The sequence below is a fragment of the Stenotrophomonas sp. genome (assembly GCF_031995405.1).
Taxonomy (GTDB): Bacteria; Pseudomonadota; Gammaproteobacteria; order Xanthomonadales; family Xanthomonadaceae; genus Stenotrophomonas.
In genome coordinates this window covers 1-15,349 of record NZ_DAMAGC010000037.1, presented here as the reverse complement: position 1 = coordinate 15,349, position 15,349 = coordinate 1, and the positions used below count along the sequence as shown (strand labels likewise).

Annotated in this window: 17 protein-coding genes; 11 read left to right on the top strand and 6 right to left on the bottom strand. The window is 58.0% G+C overall.

What is annotated here, in order from left to right:
• Positions 1-32: 32 nt before the first annotated feature.
• On the top strand, positions 33-518 hold the full coding sequence (locus RTO53_RS09000) for a hypothetical protein (protein WP_312237464.1): 486 nt from the start codon (positions 33-35) through the stop codon (positions 516-518).
• A gap of 1,011 nt (positions 519-1,529) precedes the next feature.
• Here the strand turns inward: RTO53_RS09000 and mobQ are convergent.
• Complete coding sequence (gene mobQ / locus RTO53_RS08995; RefSeq protein ID WP_312237463.1) at positions 1,530-3,122, bottom strand: MobQ family relaxase; 1,593 nt, start codon at positions 3,120-3,122, stop codon at positions 1,530-1,532.
• Positions 3,123-3,395: 273 nt separating this feature from the next.
• On the opposite strand from mobQ, the gene traD reads away from it, so the two are divergent.
• Positions 3,396-3,707, top strand: a complete 312-nt coding sequence (traD, locus tag RTO53_RS08990; protein ID WP_312237462.1) for a conjugal transfer protein TraD — start codon at positions 3,396-3,398, stop codon at positions 3,705-3,707.
• A 50-nt stretch (positions 3,708-3,757) separates the two neighbouring features.
• Here the strand turns inward: traD and RTO53_RS08985 are convergent, their stop codons facing one another.
• Positions 3,758-3,898, bottom strand: coding sequence for a hypothetical protein (locus RTO53_RS08985; RefSeq protein WP_293983431.1), 141 nt, complete (start codon positions 3,896-3,898; stop codon positions 3,758-3,760).
• 238 nt (positions 3,899-4,136) lie between these two features.
• On the opposite strand from RTO53_RS08985, the gene RTO53_RS08980 reads away from it, so the two are divergent.
• From RTO53_RS08980 to RTO53_RS08945, 8 genes are all read left to right on the top strand, one after another.
• Positions 4,137-4,439 (top strand): hypothetical protein, encoded by a 303-nt coding sequence (locus RTO53_RS08980; RefSeq protein ID WP_312237461.1) that lies wholly within the window; start codon positions 4,137-4,139, stop codon positions 4,437-4,439.
• A 53-nt stretch (positions 4,440-4,492) separates the two neighbouring features.
• Positions 4,493-5,929 carry a His-Xaa-Ser system radical SAM maturase HxsB gene (gene hxsB / locus RTO53_RS08975; RefSeq protein WP_312237480.1) on the top strand — a complete coding sequence of 479 codons (1,437 nt, stop codon included), beginning with the start codon at positions 4,493-4,495 and terminating at the stop codon, positions 5,927-5,929.
• Positions 5,916-7,085 (top strand): His-Xaa-Ser system radical SAM maturase HxsC, encoded by a 1,170-nt coding sequence (gene hxsC / locus RTO53_RS08970; protein WP_312237460.1) that lies wholly within the window; start codon positions 5,916-5,918, stop codon positions 7,083-7,085. The genes hxsB and hxsC overlap by 14 nt, the downstream gene beginning before the upstream one ends.
• Positions 7,086-7,088: 3 nt before the next feature.
• Positions 7,089-7,748 (top strand): His-Xaa-Ser repeat protein HxsA, encoded by a 660-nt coding sequence (gene hxsA, locus RTO53_RS08965; RefSeq protein WP_312237459.1) that lies wholly within the window; start codon positions 7,089-7,091, stop codon positions 7,746-7,748.
• Positions 7,749-8,051: 303 nt separating this feature from the next.
• Entirely contained in the window at positions 8,052-9,275 is a 1,224-nt protein-coding gene (locus tag RTO53_RS08960) for a HEPN domain-containing protein (protein ID WP_312237458.1), read from the top strand.
• Positions 9,256-9,522 carry an H-NS family nucleoid-associated regulatory protein gene (locus RTO53_RS08955; RefSeq protein ID WP_312237457.1) on the top strand — a complete coding sequence of 89 codons (267 nt, stop codon included), beginning with the start codon at positions 9,256-9,258 and terminating at the stop codon, positions 9,520-9,522. The genes RTO53_RS08960 and RTO53_RS08955 overlap by 20 nt, the downstream gene beginning before the upstream one ends.
• Before the next feature lie 738 nt (positions 9,523-10,260).
• Positions 10,261-11,652, top strand: a complete 1,392-nt coding sequence (locus tag RTO53_RS08950; protein WP_312237456.1) for a site-specific integrase — start codon at positions 10,261-10,263, stop codon at positions 11,650-11,652.
• Positions 11,653-12,035: 383 nt separating this feature from the next.
• On the top strand, positions 12,036-12,392 hold the full coding sequence (locus tag RTO53_RS08945; protein WP_312237455.1) for a hypothetical protein: 357 nt from the start codon (positions 12,036-12,038) through the stop codon (positions 12,390-12,392).
• Positions 12,393-12,508: 116 nt separating this feature from the next.
• On the opposite strand, the gene RTO53_RS08940 is transcribed toward RTO53_RS08945, so the two are convergent.
• The 4 genes from RTO53_RS08940 to RTO53_RS08925 all read right to left on the bottom strand — a co-directional run bounded on the left by RTO53_RS08940 (position 12,509) and on the right by RTO53_RS08925 (position 14,741).
• On the bottom strand, positions 12,509-13,381 hold the full coding sequence (locus RTO53_RS08940) for a trypsin-like peptidase domain-containing protein (protein WP_312237454.1): 873 nt from the start codon (positions 13,379-13,381) through the stop codon (positions 12,509-12,511).
• Between the two features lie 250 nt (positions 13,382-13,631).
• The gene (locus RTO53_RS08935; protein WP_312237453.1) at positions 13,632-14,042 is read right to left on the bottom strand and encodes a hypothetical protein; all 411 of its coding nucleotides are present in this window, start codon (positions 14,040-14,042) and stop codon (positions 13,632-13,634) included.
• Positions 14,043-14,252: 210 nt separating this feature from the next.
• Entirely contained in the window at positions 14,253-14,381 is a 129-nt protein-coding gene (locus RTO53_RS08930) for a hypothetical protein (RefSeq protein WP_278186895.1), read from the bottom strand.
• A gap of 33 nt (positions 14,382-14,414) precedes the next feature.
• Entirely contained in the window at positions 14,415-14,741 is a 327-nt protein-coding gene (locus tag RTO53_RS08925; protein ID WP_165376609.1) for a helix-turn-helix transcriptional regulator, read from the bottom strand.
• A gap of 106 nt (positions 14,742-14,847) precedes the next feature.
• Here RTO53_RS08925 and RTO53_RS08920 point away from each other — a divergent pair.
• Positions 14,848-15,349 (top strand): hypothetical protein (locus RTO53_RS08920; RefSeq protein ID WP_312237452.1); only part of this gene is annotated, 502 nt, incomplete at its 3' end.

The following is a 15,349-nucleotide window of genomic DNA, read 5'->3' as shown; positions in this document are numbered from 1 at the left end:
ACTCGCCTCGCTAAGAAAAGGAGCTCAATGTCATGATCGGCAAGAAGCAGGAAGCGTTTATCGAAAAGCATTCCGGGGAAATCAAAGGCCCCTATCAAACCAAGTTTGCAGGAACTACCGTAATCTTGGACGACCCGACCGCAGACGTGGACGCGGGCGACTATGTGACCCGGACGCTTCCAGGCGGGAAGATCGAGCGCGCCTACATCCAGAGCGCCACATTTTATGACGCCAGCATCGGTGACTTTGGGCCCCACTTTCAACTGAAGATTGGAACTCCGCCCGCAAACCAACAGAGAACGCACACCATCAACATTCAGGGCTCGCACTCGATCCAGATTGGGGACCACAATACCCAGAATGTAATCGGCGCGGTGCAAGCGTTGCAGCAAGCTATCGATGCTTCGAGGGCGACAGAGGATCAGAAAGCAGAAGCCAAGTCGCGCCTGACCAAGCTCCTTGAACATCCCATCTTCGTTGCGATCGCCGGCGGCATTGCCGGCGGCCTCGCCGGCTGAGCATTGGCCTGCTAGACGCGCATTCCTTGATCGACCGGCCTCTTCAAAGGTGGCAGCTTTACCTCCCTACCCGCTTCACTAATGTGATGCGGGTCAGCCATTGCACCAAAAAAGTCACAAGAGTGTAGAACCGCCTCAGGAGAGAAACAGTTCCCCAAGCAGTTGATCCCTGATGTTGCGCAAGGGAGCACTGACGTCACACCCAACGAAGAAGGCGCTTGGAGCAGGAACTGTCGGCATTGCAAGTAGACAGGAGACCCTACAGGAAGGATTCGACCCTGCCAGCCTCCAACTTGAGATCATTAAAACGCATGTCGGAACAGCTCTTCTGAATAATGCCGCAGTTGTCAGGTGGCTAGCCAAACGCCGACCGGACCATTTGCAGCAACTACAGAAGCTATTCGAGATTAGGCAGCTTCCCAGCTAGGAACCCGCAATAAAACAAGACGTCTGTGAATCCCAGCCAAGCTTCAGATTGGACATCCGAGCCTTTCGAGAGAGTTTTCTCCCAACGCTCGGCAAAGATTGGCACAGATACTTCCGCCTAAAAATCACAAGTGTGACCTACTGCCCGCCAAATGCTGTTGTGAAGTTGGCGTTTCGCGTTTAGATGAATAGGTCATCTTCATCTAGGAACTGCCAGCATGCCCCAAGAGACCCAACTTCGAATCGCAAGTCATATCGTCAGCGCCCTTGTCTGCCAGAACCGCGCTCGCCCATGGGCGGAGCGGCTGGAAGATATCCAGGAAGCACTGAACGTGTCGGCTGAACTGATGCGCCGCTTCCACGGCTCAACACCGCCGCGCGCCTCAGCAGCCCCTCGACCCAAGACGATGGAAGCAGTTATCCGACGTGATGTGGTGCCCTCTTTGGACGAATGGCGCGCCAAGCGAAGCGCCCAGGGCGCCACGGCCCCCAACCCAGCCAACCGGTCAGCACCGGCACCACGCAGCCACTAACTGCCAGGCCAGGTCATAACGAAAGCGCCCCTTCTTCGGGGCGCTTTGGCTTTCAGTGGAAGCGTGGAGAAGGCCGCAAACTGGGCGGACTGTCGGGGGAATCAATGGCGTGCAGATTCCTCACGTTTCCTGCCGAGTTGGGTTCACCCTCGGTCAAGCCAACACTGGCCAGGGCCTCACTGCAAGCTTCCAATCTCATCTGGCTCTCGAGAACCGATGCGTCACATGCCGCCGCCTCCTCTGGCGTGGTGAGCTTGCGTGCCTTCTCCAGTTCGGCCGACCGCTTCTCCAGAGCAACCAGTCGCCGCATCCTTCTTGCCTTCCACTCGTGCTCAGGCCATGGACAGCCGGGTCGGGGGTGGTTCGCATTGAACTCCTCCCAAGACTGCTCAGCCATGTGCATCAGCCGGATGGCGCGCCGCTCTGCCTGCTGGCGCCGGCTGTAGGCGGAGAGTCGGTGCTTGAGTTGCCTCATCGAGCGCAGCACCTCACGCAGCTTGGTCCACACGGCACTGGAGTCCGCAAAGGCGCTCGCGCCTGCTGCCGCGTGCTCGACCACCCTCCGCGTCCACGTCAGAGCCGCCTCAGCGCCGGCGCTGACCAGCTCACGCCACGTCTCGACGATGCCCTCGAGAAGCTCTTGGCTCGTCACGCGCTGTGGCAACGGTGGCTGGTCAGCCGGATCTGAGCCGAACAATCCATAGTCCCTCGCCTTCGCCAGCATCCTTGGCGACAGCTCCACCTCACCGCCGCCGTTTGCCAGATCGAATCGAAGCCGCTTGCCCTTCCGTGGGCCACTAGGCTGCTCACCATACCCCTCGGCTGCAATCCCTTGGTCTTGGAACCACGCCTCCTTGTCGAACTCTCTCGCGATCCGTTCCAATCCATGGAGGTTATCCAATGCAATTTGCTCGTTGATCTCCCCCCGCCCAGACTCCAAGCCTCGCCGCAACATGGCGGCGGCGCTCTTCCCCAAATGACGGGTGGGCTGGCGCGAGAGAACCGCTGCTGCCGCAAGGTCACCTCGGGCCAAGGCCTCTTCTGCTTGGACCTTCAAAGTGCGGTGGTCCACTCGAGCTTCAATGCCCGCAGCCTCGAGGTGCGCGTTAACGCTCGAGGCGACCAGGGCTCGCACCCACTCCACCTCTTCCCGGCCGGTCGGCCCGCCGTCCAGCTCGCGGGTCTTGTCTGTGAGGCCATCGGGGCCGATGCGGCGTGTTGTGGCGAGGATATGGACGTGATGGTTTAGCCCGCCCTTTGATCCAGGGCTGTGGATACTGGCTTGTGCGGCGAAGCCGTAGCGTTCAACAAGGGCGCGAGTCACGTCAGTGGCCAAGCTAGACCGCTGGTCTTCGTCCAGCTCATGCGGCAACGCGAACTCAAACTCCCTTGCAACCGTCGAGTCTTTGCGCCGCTCTGCCCTCTCGGCCTCTACCCAAAGCTGATGTGGATCCAAGGCCCACGCGGGCGACCCAACTGGCGCCATGCACCGGGTTTCGACAACGCCATCGCGGCGGCGGTAGTCGTGCCGCTGCCCGGTGCGCTCGTCGGAGAGCAGCAAGCCAGCCCTGTAGGCAGCCGCGGCAATGGACGAATGTCCTTTTGACCGGCTGATCGTTTTGATGTTTGCGTGATAGATAGCCATAAGGCGCTCCAAGAAGTGGATATGCCCGGCTCTTTATGCGCTCGCTTTCGACTTTGGCAAGCGCGAAGCGATTGGGGTCCAAGGGGCGACAGCCCTTTGCGCACGCGTTGCCAACGGCAATGCATAGGTGCGCTCTTGCTTCATTCTTTTGAGCCTAATTCTCTAGGAGAAAACAAAAGTGCGGCACAACGTACAGGAGGCACTCAGGCTGTGCTTGACGAGCTCATTTTCTTTGATTGACTTGATTCAACAGACTGAGGAAAGGAGCACCACATGATCAAAACCAATCCCTACCACGAGCGCATCCAGCGGGCGACGGTGCGTCTGGCGCAGCTGCAGGCACGCGAACTACTGGCAACTCATCGCCAAGCCGCCAAGGCCAAGCAAGCCGAACGAAGGGAACACGCTCGCCGTCGTCAGCGTGTCGCCGAGCTTGTCTTCGTTGCCGGTGCGGAGGCTCTGGACGATGCGGAACTGGCTGGCGCGCTCTTGATCCACCTACAGAGCCGCACCGATAGCGACGTGCGGCAGGATGCGCGCTCTATCGGCCAAGCGAAATTAGATGCTGTTATCGCAGCAGCCTGAGGTCAATAGTCTAGGTGCTGGCCATCCAGGATGGACGGCCAGCCTGGTGGCTACTTCTTCTTGCCCTTGTCCGGGGCCTGACTGAGAGCCGAGCCAGCGGCGGTTTTGGAGTTCTTGCCCGTGCTGCCGCTCTTCAGAACCTTGCTGGCAGCGGTCGCTGCCTTCGGACTGGTTTTTTCGTTCTTGGCCATATTCCTCTCTCCAGGTCAGTCACCGGCTGGTGACGGCCATAAACTGCGCTCGAACTCGCAGCGAAGCAAGTAGTCCAAACGCCCCCCTCACGGCTACACACCGCCTTTTCCACTCGCCGGCCAGACCAGCGCCACCTTGCCCGCGCCTCGGCGCGTATTCAGTTGCCCGTCCCAAGATGGGCGCTTGTCAAATATCCACCCCCGGTGCAGAGTTACGCGATCCACAGGGGGATGGGCAATGGAACGCTCGGAGTTTGTTATTGATCGCAGTTTGTATAGCGACGAGGTGGCCACCAGGGCCGCCCACCGCCATACCGAAAGCTGTGCCGTAGAGATTTTTGTCCGAGGCAATGACTTCGTGGTTGCTCTGCAGCCGCGGCAAAGTCCGGTATCGGCGGAAGAACTGCGTGCACAATTCTTCAACGACCTTCTGGACGAGCGCCTGCGCGCCCTGGTGCGTGTTGAGACTCAAGGCCTTCAGCAGGAGCTGGTTCGCGCCGCACTGACCCAAGCGATGCCGTCCGGCGCGGTGGTGTCGTGAGATTCAGGCCAAGGGAGGCTTTCAGCCCTTCACCGGGCTATCAACTGCTGCCGATGCGTTTCAGGCGGCTGCCTTGGGACCCTCAAAAGGCGTTCGTCTCTTCAATGGCGGGCGATTGGCTGCTCATGGACATGCAGGATCTGCAACGCTTCGTTTCCCATGAGCTTCCGGCGCACTCGCCGTTGCTCGCAGACTTGCAGGCCCGGCACCTTGCCGTTGCGGATACAAGCCGAAGCTCGCTGGCCCCGCTGCTCAGCCAATACCGAAGCCGAAAGTCCTACTTGGTGGGCGGACCTGCCCTGCACATCTTTGTGGTGTCCTTGCGCTGCCACCACACGTGCAGCTATTGCCAGGTGTCCCGCCAGCAGACGACCGCCACCGAGTTCGATATGGCGGGGACCCATGCTCGTCAGGCGGTCGAGAGGCTGTTCGAGTGGCCAAGCCAGGAACTGACGATTGAGTTCCAAGGGGGCGAGCCTCTGCTCAACTTCGAGCAGGTAAAGGCCATTACGTTGCTCATCGTCGAGCGCAATCGCTCGGCGCACCGAAACCTGCGTTTCGTTTTAGCGTCCACGCTCCACGACCTGACCGAAGCCCAGCTGGATTTCTTAGAAGAGCACCGATTCAAGCTCTCTACGTCTTTGGATGGTCCGGAATGGCTCCACAACATCAACCGCCCCAGGCCGGGCCGCGACAGCTACGCGAGGACCATCCAAGGGATCGATCTAGGTCGGCGTCGGCTCGGCGAGGACGCGGTGTCGGCCCTGACGACCCTGACCAAGCGGAGCCTGGAGGTTCCCGAAGCCATCATCGATGAGTATCGGAAGCTCGGCTTGCACTCCATCTCGCTCAGGCCATTGAGCCCTTATGGCTTTGCTACTAAAAGTGCCCCGAGAACCGGTTACACAACCGAGGACTATTTGGTCTTCTACAAGCGGGCATTCGAGCACCTGATGGCAGTCAACCGAGACGGCTACCCCATGGACGAGACTTATGCCTCGCTGCTGCTCTCACAATTGCTCTCGCCGTTCGGACATGGCTACGTTGATCTGAGATCCCCGTCGGGCGCCGGCCTAGGCGCCATCATCTACGACTACGACGGCCGCGTTTACCCGTCGGACGAAGCTCGGATGCTTGCGGCCATGGGCGATCGCTCGTTCTGCCTTGGCGACGTATCCCAACCCGTCAGCACCTGGCTTTCCTCTCCGGCAATGACGACCCTGCTCGAAGCCGGCGTCGCCGAGGCACTGCCAACGTGCTCCGACTGCGCCTATGTTCCCCTCTGCGGCGCCGATCCGATCGAGCATTACGCCCGCCAAGGCGATCCGATGGGTCACCGACCCAGCAGCGATTTCTGTAAGAGGAACATGGGGCTGCTCGACTTCCTTCTGGAGCGTTACGAGAAGGCAGATCGGGACACGAAACGACTGATGGAAAGCTGGGCAATTCCCAAGACCGAGCCAGAGGAGACGCAGGATGCTGCCGCTTGATACTAAAGCGCGGGTTCCAGTCACTCCCGGGTCTCCGCTACTGAAGGTTGTGGACTTGAGGGATTTTTCAACTTCAAGTCTGCCGCCCTCAAGGCTGGTGCTCGATCTGCGGGCGACAGCTGACTTGGCCGTCTCCACGGAACTGCTCGGCCTCCCTTGGGGCGCCCTGCTTCCACCGGATGGCCACGGATGGCCCGCCACGGTTCCCTGGGTGAGTCTCGAGGGCGACTCGCGCATTACCAAAAGTGGTGACGTCATAGAGCTGGATCCGATTCGGCAACGGGTTGCTGTCCGATACCGCCGCGGCGACAACGGCAACGTCCTCTTTGCCACCGAGCGGTGCAACAGCTACTGCCTGATGTGCTCCCAGCCGCCCCGAGACGTGGAGGACGGCTGGCGAGTCAGGCAATTGCTGGACCTTATTGAGCTGGTGGACCCTGACGAACCGTCGCTGGCCATCAGCGGGGGCGAGCCCACCCTCCTTGGAGATGGCTTGGTCGACGTCGTTAAGAGGTGTTCCGAGACCCTTCCGGATACCCACGTCCACATTCTCTCAAACGGGCGCCTTCGCGACCCTTTGCTCCACGCCAAGTTCGATGGGCTGCATCCAAACCTCAGCTGGGGGGTCCCGCTGTACGGTGACCACTACGGACTGCACGATTACGTAGTCCAAAGTGAGGGGGCGTTTGCAGAGACGTTGAGGGCCCTCTACGCCCTCCAGGCCGCCCGGCAACGCGTGGAGATACGCGTGGTGCTGGTTCGGCCTACGTTTGAGCGTCTGGCCCAGCTGGCTCGCTTCATTTGGCGGAACCTGCCTTTCGTGGAGCACGTGGCCCTCATGGGGATTGAGCCTGTTGGGTTCGCGAAAGCGCACCAACGCGATCTATGGGCCGACCCTGCGGACTACTCCGAAATACTGAGGGATGCCGTCGACATCCTGGACATGGCCGGCATTCCGGTGTCCCTCTACAACCTGCCCCTCTGCACCATCGAACGAAGCCTCTGGGGCCACGCCGCGAAGAGCATTTCGACCTGGAAGAACGACTACCTGCCCGCCTGCAGCACTTGCAGCGTGAAAGATCGCTGCGGCGGGTTCTTCTCTTGGGTGACGCCGGCTTGGACGAGCCGCGCTGTAGCCCCCATCCTGGACGCCTGACCGATGTCGAACGCACTCATGATTGTGGGAGCCACCCTCGGCGCCCTGGCAACGGAGCCGCCCCAAGGCCCGTCAGACCTGTCGACCTTGGCGCATATGGACAGCAAGTATGCGACCGTGCTCAGCACCTCGCTCAATGCGGGCCGGCATAACCTGTATGCCGGTCATCGCAGCCACAGTTCGCATCGATCCCATAGCTCCCATCGGTCGCACTCCTCAGGCTCTGGAAGCTCGTATAGGTCTTACACGCCGCCGGCGACCTATACCCCACCACCATCCACCTACACTCCGCCGCCCTCGACATACACAGCTCCAGCGTCTCGGACTCGGTCGGGCGCGTCCTCGAGTGGCTCCCCGGTTACGCACCAAAGCTCGCAGTCGACACCGTCCGCGACCAGCGACGGCATGCACAAGGCCCAGACGCTTCAACCGAGCACCCTAGCCGCGCCCGACGGCGAGCGACGAGATGCAGATCAGCTGAAGCTGCTCATCATGAGAGTCCAAGCCGCGCTGTATTCAAAGGGCTACGACCCTGGTGCGATTGATGGAACCCTATCGCCCCAGACCCAGTCTGCGCTTCGCATGTTCCAGCTGACCTACGGCATCAAGGTCACGGGAACCATGACCACGCCGACCCTCGATGCCTTGGGTGTGCGTATCTAACAGCACGCGCCACCGCTTAGCTACATATTCGCCCAGCACTTTTCTACTTCGGCCCAACGCTGGTCACATGACCTGCCAAAACGTGCACGGAATTTGGACTCATCCACCACTACTTAAGGACGGACCAAACACTTAAGCGCGTGAAATAAGCGGAATACAAAGCGCAAGCCTTCCTCGGCGTGTAGAAACACTTCAACGAAACCACAAAGCAGCCAACAAACGCAACATCAAAAAGCTTACAAGTAAAGCCAAAGCAACGGAACGCCCCATGCATCAGCAACTAAAATAAAATCAAAGATAATAATGAACAGCCCATTGAACCTCAATATATTAATCCGCGAAACCCGCAGCTTGATCCGCGCCTCGGAAAACGTCGAAAGCGATGGCTTGGCTGGTTACAAGGCGTGGATTTCACCAAAAGACGGCACAGCACGAATTGTTACCGATCTAATAAGCTACCAAAATAAGTTAATATCCATAGCCTCAATTTTGCCGGAACTAAGTAAACGATTCACACAGAAGACCCTGATCAATTTCTCAGAAAAGAAAATACTCTCGGACGCGAGCGACGCAACCCTGCCACAAAGCCCGCATGAGTTCTTCAAGGAACTCCTGAATATAAAACCTGAATCTATAACAGTTCGCACCCCAATTTCCGGGATACGGCTTGACAATGGCGTGCGGAACCACAAAATCGGCGCTTTTACATTTGGGTACCAAGAGGACGTAACAGACGGCGCGACTTATCCAGAGGCCGGGATGTATGTGAGCGTTACGATTCCCGATATCTGTGACAGAGATCTCGCGATGCAACGGGCCGAGGCCGCCTTTGAAGACGTCATCAGACTGATTGTGTTCTTCTCCGGCAGGATTGATCAGAGCATCGCAATCCGAGTTGGTCTCCCACTCCTGCGAGACATGTCCCCGACCCAAGTGTACTTGGGCTCTTCGTCGTACCACTTTGAGGACGACAATGGAAATCCGATATCAGGGCAATTAAGCAATACAATTGCGGAAAAAGTCCCCGTCAATATAGACGTATTCAGCGCACACGAACATCTTTCGCAAATATGGGATCTTCACAATGATCTTCTAAGCGGGCGCACGCTACCAGACTTGGATAGAAGGATGCTGAGTGCCTCACTTGCCCTTGGCGAATCCTGCAATACGAAAGATAGGAGGAACTCGGTTATATATACATGCATCGCGCTAGAAATGCTCTTCTCCAGAGATACCAACGCCCTTTTCCAGAAAAGCATCGGATCCAACATCTCCGATCTATTTGCCTTCGTCGCAGGCACCGATCTTAGCTCTAGGCTCGCGCTCGCCAAGCTAACGAAGAAGGTCTACGGGATGCGCTCGGCAATTGTTCACGGCGGCAACAAAGAAATCACACCAGAGAACCTGGAGATCAATGTATTATTGCGAGCAGCAGTCGGACAGCTGTTGATATCAGAGAAATTCAAGACAGTAAAAAAGCTCGATAAGCTCTACGAGCTTATGCAGGATGCGCACTACTCCTACTAATATCAGGTGTTCGCAGCGGCGCAAGATCCGGGAAGCGATCGGAGCAAAGGCCGCCTCGATCGCAATCAAGCAGGTCAAGGCTATCAAGGCGCCAAGGAATGGTCTGACGCCCCGACTCTGGCTGCACTTCAATGGTGAGACCTGGTCTGGCCGAGGTCGCCCACCCAAAGCGTTCATCTCTTGGGAAGGAACCGTCGCCCATACCGAGTGGAAGAAGCGACACCCCAGCGAGCGATTCCCGGCATAGCCCGCCTGATTGCTGTCAAGGGATCGTAGGGCCCCAAATGCGAGCGTTGCCCTCCCCCATCCAACCCTTTAAGCAGGAGCTGGCATGACTCCACTCGACAAAGCGATCCGTAGAGAACTGTAGGTCGGTGACGACACATATACCCTGACCATCGACCCTACCGGGCTCAAGCTTGTGCTGAAGGGGCGTAGAAAGGGATTGGAGCTGCGTTGGACCGAGCTGGTCAACGGCGACGCCGCTTTGGCTGCGGCGCTCCAAGCATCACTCGGCGCCAGTTAGGTCCGGCCCGCGGCCCATGAGCCGGATTTCGCGTTTCTGCAGCTGTCGCGCGGGCGAATGGCGGTAATGACTGCCGTGTTTCCATCCCGGCGGACTGAGTTCAAAACTTGCAGCTAGGCGTCGCGCCCCTAGTAATCAGGGGCAGCCCATATACTTCCAAGCAACCTAACAAAATACAACCACAATTTATCTTGCATTCAGCTTAAACTGACACTTTGTTAGTTCATTTAGCGCCATCCCGAGCAATAACAGTACACTAATGACTGATTTTGCACCCGCAAATAACCTTTTAAATCAATAATTTAGGAAGGTAACGGAAATGACGGTAGTTGCGCACGTTTTTCGGTAGGAACGCAACGCATAGAGCAATGACCTATCGGATGGATTTTTCTTCAAATCGATTGACGATTTACTTCGATGACTTATTGATACTTCCATTGAAATCAATGGAAGTGAAGCATGTCCGATACGAATATTCCCGCCGATCCCCGTTTCTCGAACGGCCTCATTGTTTTTGAGGGAGTCAAAGCGGGAGACTTTCATGTCGATAGGGTGACGCTCGGCTGTAGGCAGGCCGCAATCAATTTTCATGAGTGCATCGTCGCTGGCCTCGAGAATGCCGCGAACAAGCGGGCATATAAGAGCGGCTCACGCAGGCCGCAACCATTGCCGATGGGCGCACCAGCCAGGCCGCTGGAGACAGAAATCTCCGACTACCTGAGGGATATGGAACGGAGGAACCTTAACCCAAAGACCATTGAAGTAACGGCGCGCACGCTCAAATTGCTCGTGCTTACCTGCGGGAACATTTCTGCCGCCCGCATCGACTACAAAGACATCCACAAGATGTGGGAACTGTTACGGTGGGCTCCAAAAAACGTCACCACCGATTCGCTCCTATCCAAGCTCAGCTTTGAGGAAGTGATTGAAGCGGGAAGAAAGATGGGCACCGAGCCACTCGCCCCTGCCACCCTGGAGCGCCACAGACGCTTTCTGGTCTCCTTCTTTAGACATCTCGAGGACTCCTTAGCCATCCCCTCATCACCGATGCGAGCGTTTAAGAAGCCGGCCGAGGACGGCATGATGCGGCCCTCGAACCCGGCTCGCTATTTTGAAGATCAAAACCTCCAGGCGATCTTCAACTGGGACAACTTCATTCCATGGGCAACGAAACCACAGCTGTGGTGGGCACCCATGATCGGGCTCTTCACCGGGGCCCGAGTCAACGAAGTATGCCAACTCAAGATCATCGATATAGTGGACCTCGCGGGGCAATGGTGCTTTTCCCTTCAAAAGACCGAGGACGAGGATTTGGCCAAGAACCCTCGGCTGAAGCGGACCAGTCGGCAAAGCATGAAGGGTAAGGGATGCACACGCATCATACCCATCGCACAGCCGCTCCTGGATGCTGGAATACTCGACTACGTCGAAGACGTGAGGGCGACAGGCCACCGTCGTCTATTCCCTCATCTATCTGCTGGGACGAACCGCAAAACCGGTGAGACAAACGCACACTACAGCCAGACTCTGGTTGCCGAGTTCGGTCGATATTTGAAGAACTTAGGGTTTGGCAGAGGCGTCAGGTTCCATGCGTTTCGGCACACGTTGGTAACCAATTTGAGCGCTAGCGGAGCTTCTCATAGCGATATCGCCTTACTTACAGGTCACGCTCCACGACAAATCGACGTAGTGCCTGTTCTCGACAAGTTCTACCAGCACCGAGAAGCGATCGCCCATCTGCGCGGGAAGGCCAGCACACTCGCTCGCTACCAGCCTCCGGTGCAACTTCCCGTGTATCAGCGCGGCCAGTTCGCCGAGGTGCTCTCGGACTCAAGCAAATTTCATCCATGAGGCACCATATGCCCCTTTCAGGACCAGCAGACATGGACTTGGCGACGATTTGCCCATCTTCGCCAGGGCGGTAGTTGATGGCGTAGCGCTCCGCGATGGTCCTGATGCGAGCAAAGCTCACATCTCCCCCCGGGTGGTCGTCTCCATGTGTTCATGTATTCATCTGCGCTTGGAGCAGCCAGAAGCGTTGCTCGTGCGACTGCAAACTTCCTCGCCCGCTTCGTCCAATCCTGAGTCTGTCTGGCTCCTGCCCAAACCGTGTAATGTCAGAGGGCTGGTTGCCGCCGACCATGGTTAGGTTTAACGGCGACCCGTGACCATGAAGTTCTTCGACGCCCGCCAATACAGTTGGCGGCGCCGCTCCCCAACTCGTAGGTGATGCCGTGGACCTTAAAGACTTCATTACTGGAACATTGGTACAGATTGTTGAGGGGGTTCATGCGGCCCAGAAGCAGGTCAGCCCACTTGGCGGAAACGTCAATCCATATGAGCACTACTCCAGCGCAATGGGGACGCATTACAAGCGGGGTGATGTCCAGAGTGTCTCATTCGACGTGGCTATAACCGCTGAAGAGAACAGCACCACCAAGGAAGGCATTGGTGTGGTAGTCGCCACGATCGCTCTTGGAAAGCGGAACGAGAAGACAGACGCCGCCATGAGTGTGAGCCGCGTTCAGTTCACCGTTCCACTTGCGCTGCCCGATGGAGAGAACCTCTCTGATACGCGTCACAGCAAATAGCAGCCCTGAGGTGAGGGCTTATGCCGTGCTGCGTTCGCGTGGATGGAGCAACGAAACTGTGCTCACCTACTGCGGTCGGTGGAAGGCTGCACGCTCCCTTCCTTCGAGGCGGTCGGCTAGAAGCCTGGCCCTTCAATCGTCGGAATGCCTTCGGTCCCTTCAAGCATAAGGTCCCTGAGGCTTTTGTTGTCAAACAATGGCAGATGGGCTGCGGGGCCTAGCGATGCTCCAAACGCATGGCGCTCCCCCGAGAAGCTCCGGCTCACTACCCCGCGGATGACTGCCCCATCGCCTCCAAGGATGGGGGCTCCGCTCATCTTTCCAGGTATCTTTGCGTCGAACTCGAAGCAAGGCCCTGGGGTGGACACTGAGCGAGTCTGCGCATTGTCGTTATGGACAGCAGTGGTTGTTCCTACGGAAACGAACAGATCCTGAGTGAAGTGACTCAGCACGACAGTATCGCCTTCGTAGCGAACTGGAATATCTGCCATCTCGGCATAGCCCACAGCAAAGACTTGCTCTGACATCGCCACGGATCTGAGCGACATGTTCAATGGCTGATATGCCCCCGACGGATGCGGGGGCAAACGGCAGATGGCAACATCGGTGTCGAAGTCGACGCGGTCCCGCTCGTGAAAGAGCGGGCTCCTCCTCCACCCTCCCCAGAACTTGCGATCCTTAAAGGGGGCAAACCTCACTGCTCCTCGGCCGTAGAGTGAAGATGGGAGAGGGAGGAGAACTCCCATCTGAAGAGGTCTATCGAATCGGACCGCACCGTTCTCGTCAGTCGCGTCCCCATAGCCACTGTCCTCTGGATCCAGCAAAACGTGAGCAGCAGTCATGACCAGCCCTGAGGCACTGACGACGAAAGCTGTGCCAATCACCCGAAGATGATTTGCACCATCTACCAACGCTACGACGGGAACAATGCTGTGCTTGAGGGAGGTGCTCGTGGAACCCAGAGACTCCATCAACTGAAGGGAGCTCATGCCACGGGGATTTCTGGGGAACTCAAAGTTCTGCTGAGGCTTGAAGAAATCCGGCTCACACCCAGGCGCAGGCGCCAGACTGACCCCACGCAGATGCGTAATTGCCCACTTGCCTTCTGCACCCTTCGCCCAGAACGATTGCAGGATCTCGACTCCAGACCTCATTTGGATGGCCTCCCTTCGCCCTGATATGGCGAACCTTGATGAATTTCTCCCGGCCACATCCAGTCCTATTGATCAACGGCCGCGCTCATGGCGCACCCCATGGTTTAAACACACGTGGATGAGCTCGCAACGAACTTACGACGCTCCGGGCCGTTTCGATCAGCTTTTCGAACTCGCCTACGTCGATCTCCCCCCGCTCGGCTCGATCAATTTCGCGAATCATGACGTAGAGCTGAGACCTAACGGTCACGGACGCGTTGACCTGCTTGTCTGCTGCCAGGTCGTCGGCTGCCCGATTCATGGCATGCCTCTCGAAGCCCCAGATCTTCGCGCGGTGCCCCTCCTGCATATATTCGATGTTCTTCAGCGCCCTCTCAGCGTCTCGGATCAGCGCATTGAACCTGGATGTCCGGCTCACCACCAAGCCTGAGTAGTATCCCGACAGCACCCCGGTGACCAACCCGGTCAGGATGCCAATAACAATGCTTTCCAGCACGTTTTCTCCTTCTCACAGTTCGACAGTCGTCTCTTCGGGGCTATCGATGCCAGCTCCTGACGAAGTTCTGTTGGCAGCTCGGGACTCGGAACTCTGCGATGAGCTTGCTAGCGCCCCCCGGACTGGCCGACGCCCTTCTATCAGAGCGCGCTCAGGGAGACGTTAGGACGAGCCCCGCCCCGAGTGCCACTTCCTTGTGGCAGGAATGGGCTACTTCTTCTTAGGCTTGGGAGACGTCTTGATCGTCTCGACAATCGATCCAGCCTTGTCACGCTGTGCTTCTTTTACCGGCTTGAACTTCCCTGAACCGGCATCACGCCCGATCTTCTTCGTTGCCATCCGCTGCTCTCCTAGAAAGGGAACCACCGAGTGTCACCGCTTGAGCTTCTTCAACAACCAACGCGCCGCATCAGCGCGTTCCTCTGGCGAAAGCTCTTCTAACGCCAGGATGACGTCGGCCGTGTGGTCGTCTCTCGCGACCAAGTAGGCCATCGGAACCTCCAAGGTATCCGCCAACTTCCCCAGTGCATCCAGATCGATCCCGCTGGTCTCGTTCTCGTAACGGTTGACCCGGCTGCTGGCTAGCTTCTTATCCAGCCCCATGAGCACCCCCAGCGCGCGCTGGCTCGGAATGGCACGGAGCTCTCTGGCCTGCTTCAGGCGGGCGGCAAATAGGGAACGCGGGGAAGCCTTGGGCACGTGAACAGATATTGAAAACTTGGGAAGACAGCATGACTTGGTCCCTCAATGCATGGCAGACTCTTCATGAAATGTAGCACCCTCCCGACCAACCACAGGGGTTTTCATGAAGAAGATCGAGACAAAGATGGCCGCCGGCCTGGCTGCCGCGCTGCTCCTGACCGCCTATTCCGCAGGAGCCCAGAGCCACCCCGAGCAAGAGGAAGCGCCAAATCGCCCCGGTTTCTTCAGGCAGCTGGGCACCAGCCTGAAAAATGCCGGCGGGCAGATGGTTGGGGTCAAGCCGGCTCAGGGCGGTGCGAAGGCGGCCGCCGGCGCTGGGGCGATCTACGCCCCGGTCAGCGGAGGCGGGAAGCTGCCCGGATTGTTCAAAGGTGACAATCATCAGTTGGCCCAGCAGGGCAAGCTCGACTGGCCCCGGGTGGCACTGACCTACACCGAGTGGGGCGCGTCCCTGCCGTGCTGGACCGTTGAGGCTCGGATCTGGACCAGTCCTGCGTCATCCACCACGGAAACGTTCCGGACCTGCGCAAGTGCGGCAGTGACGGAAACGGACGACCTCGGTGAAGTCGCCGAGCTCAACGACGCGGCGCTTTGGAAGGGGAAAG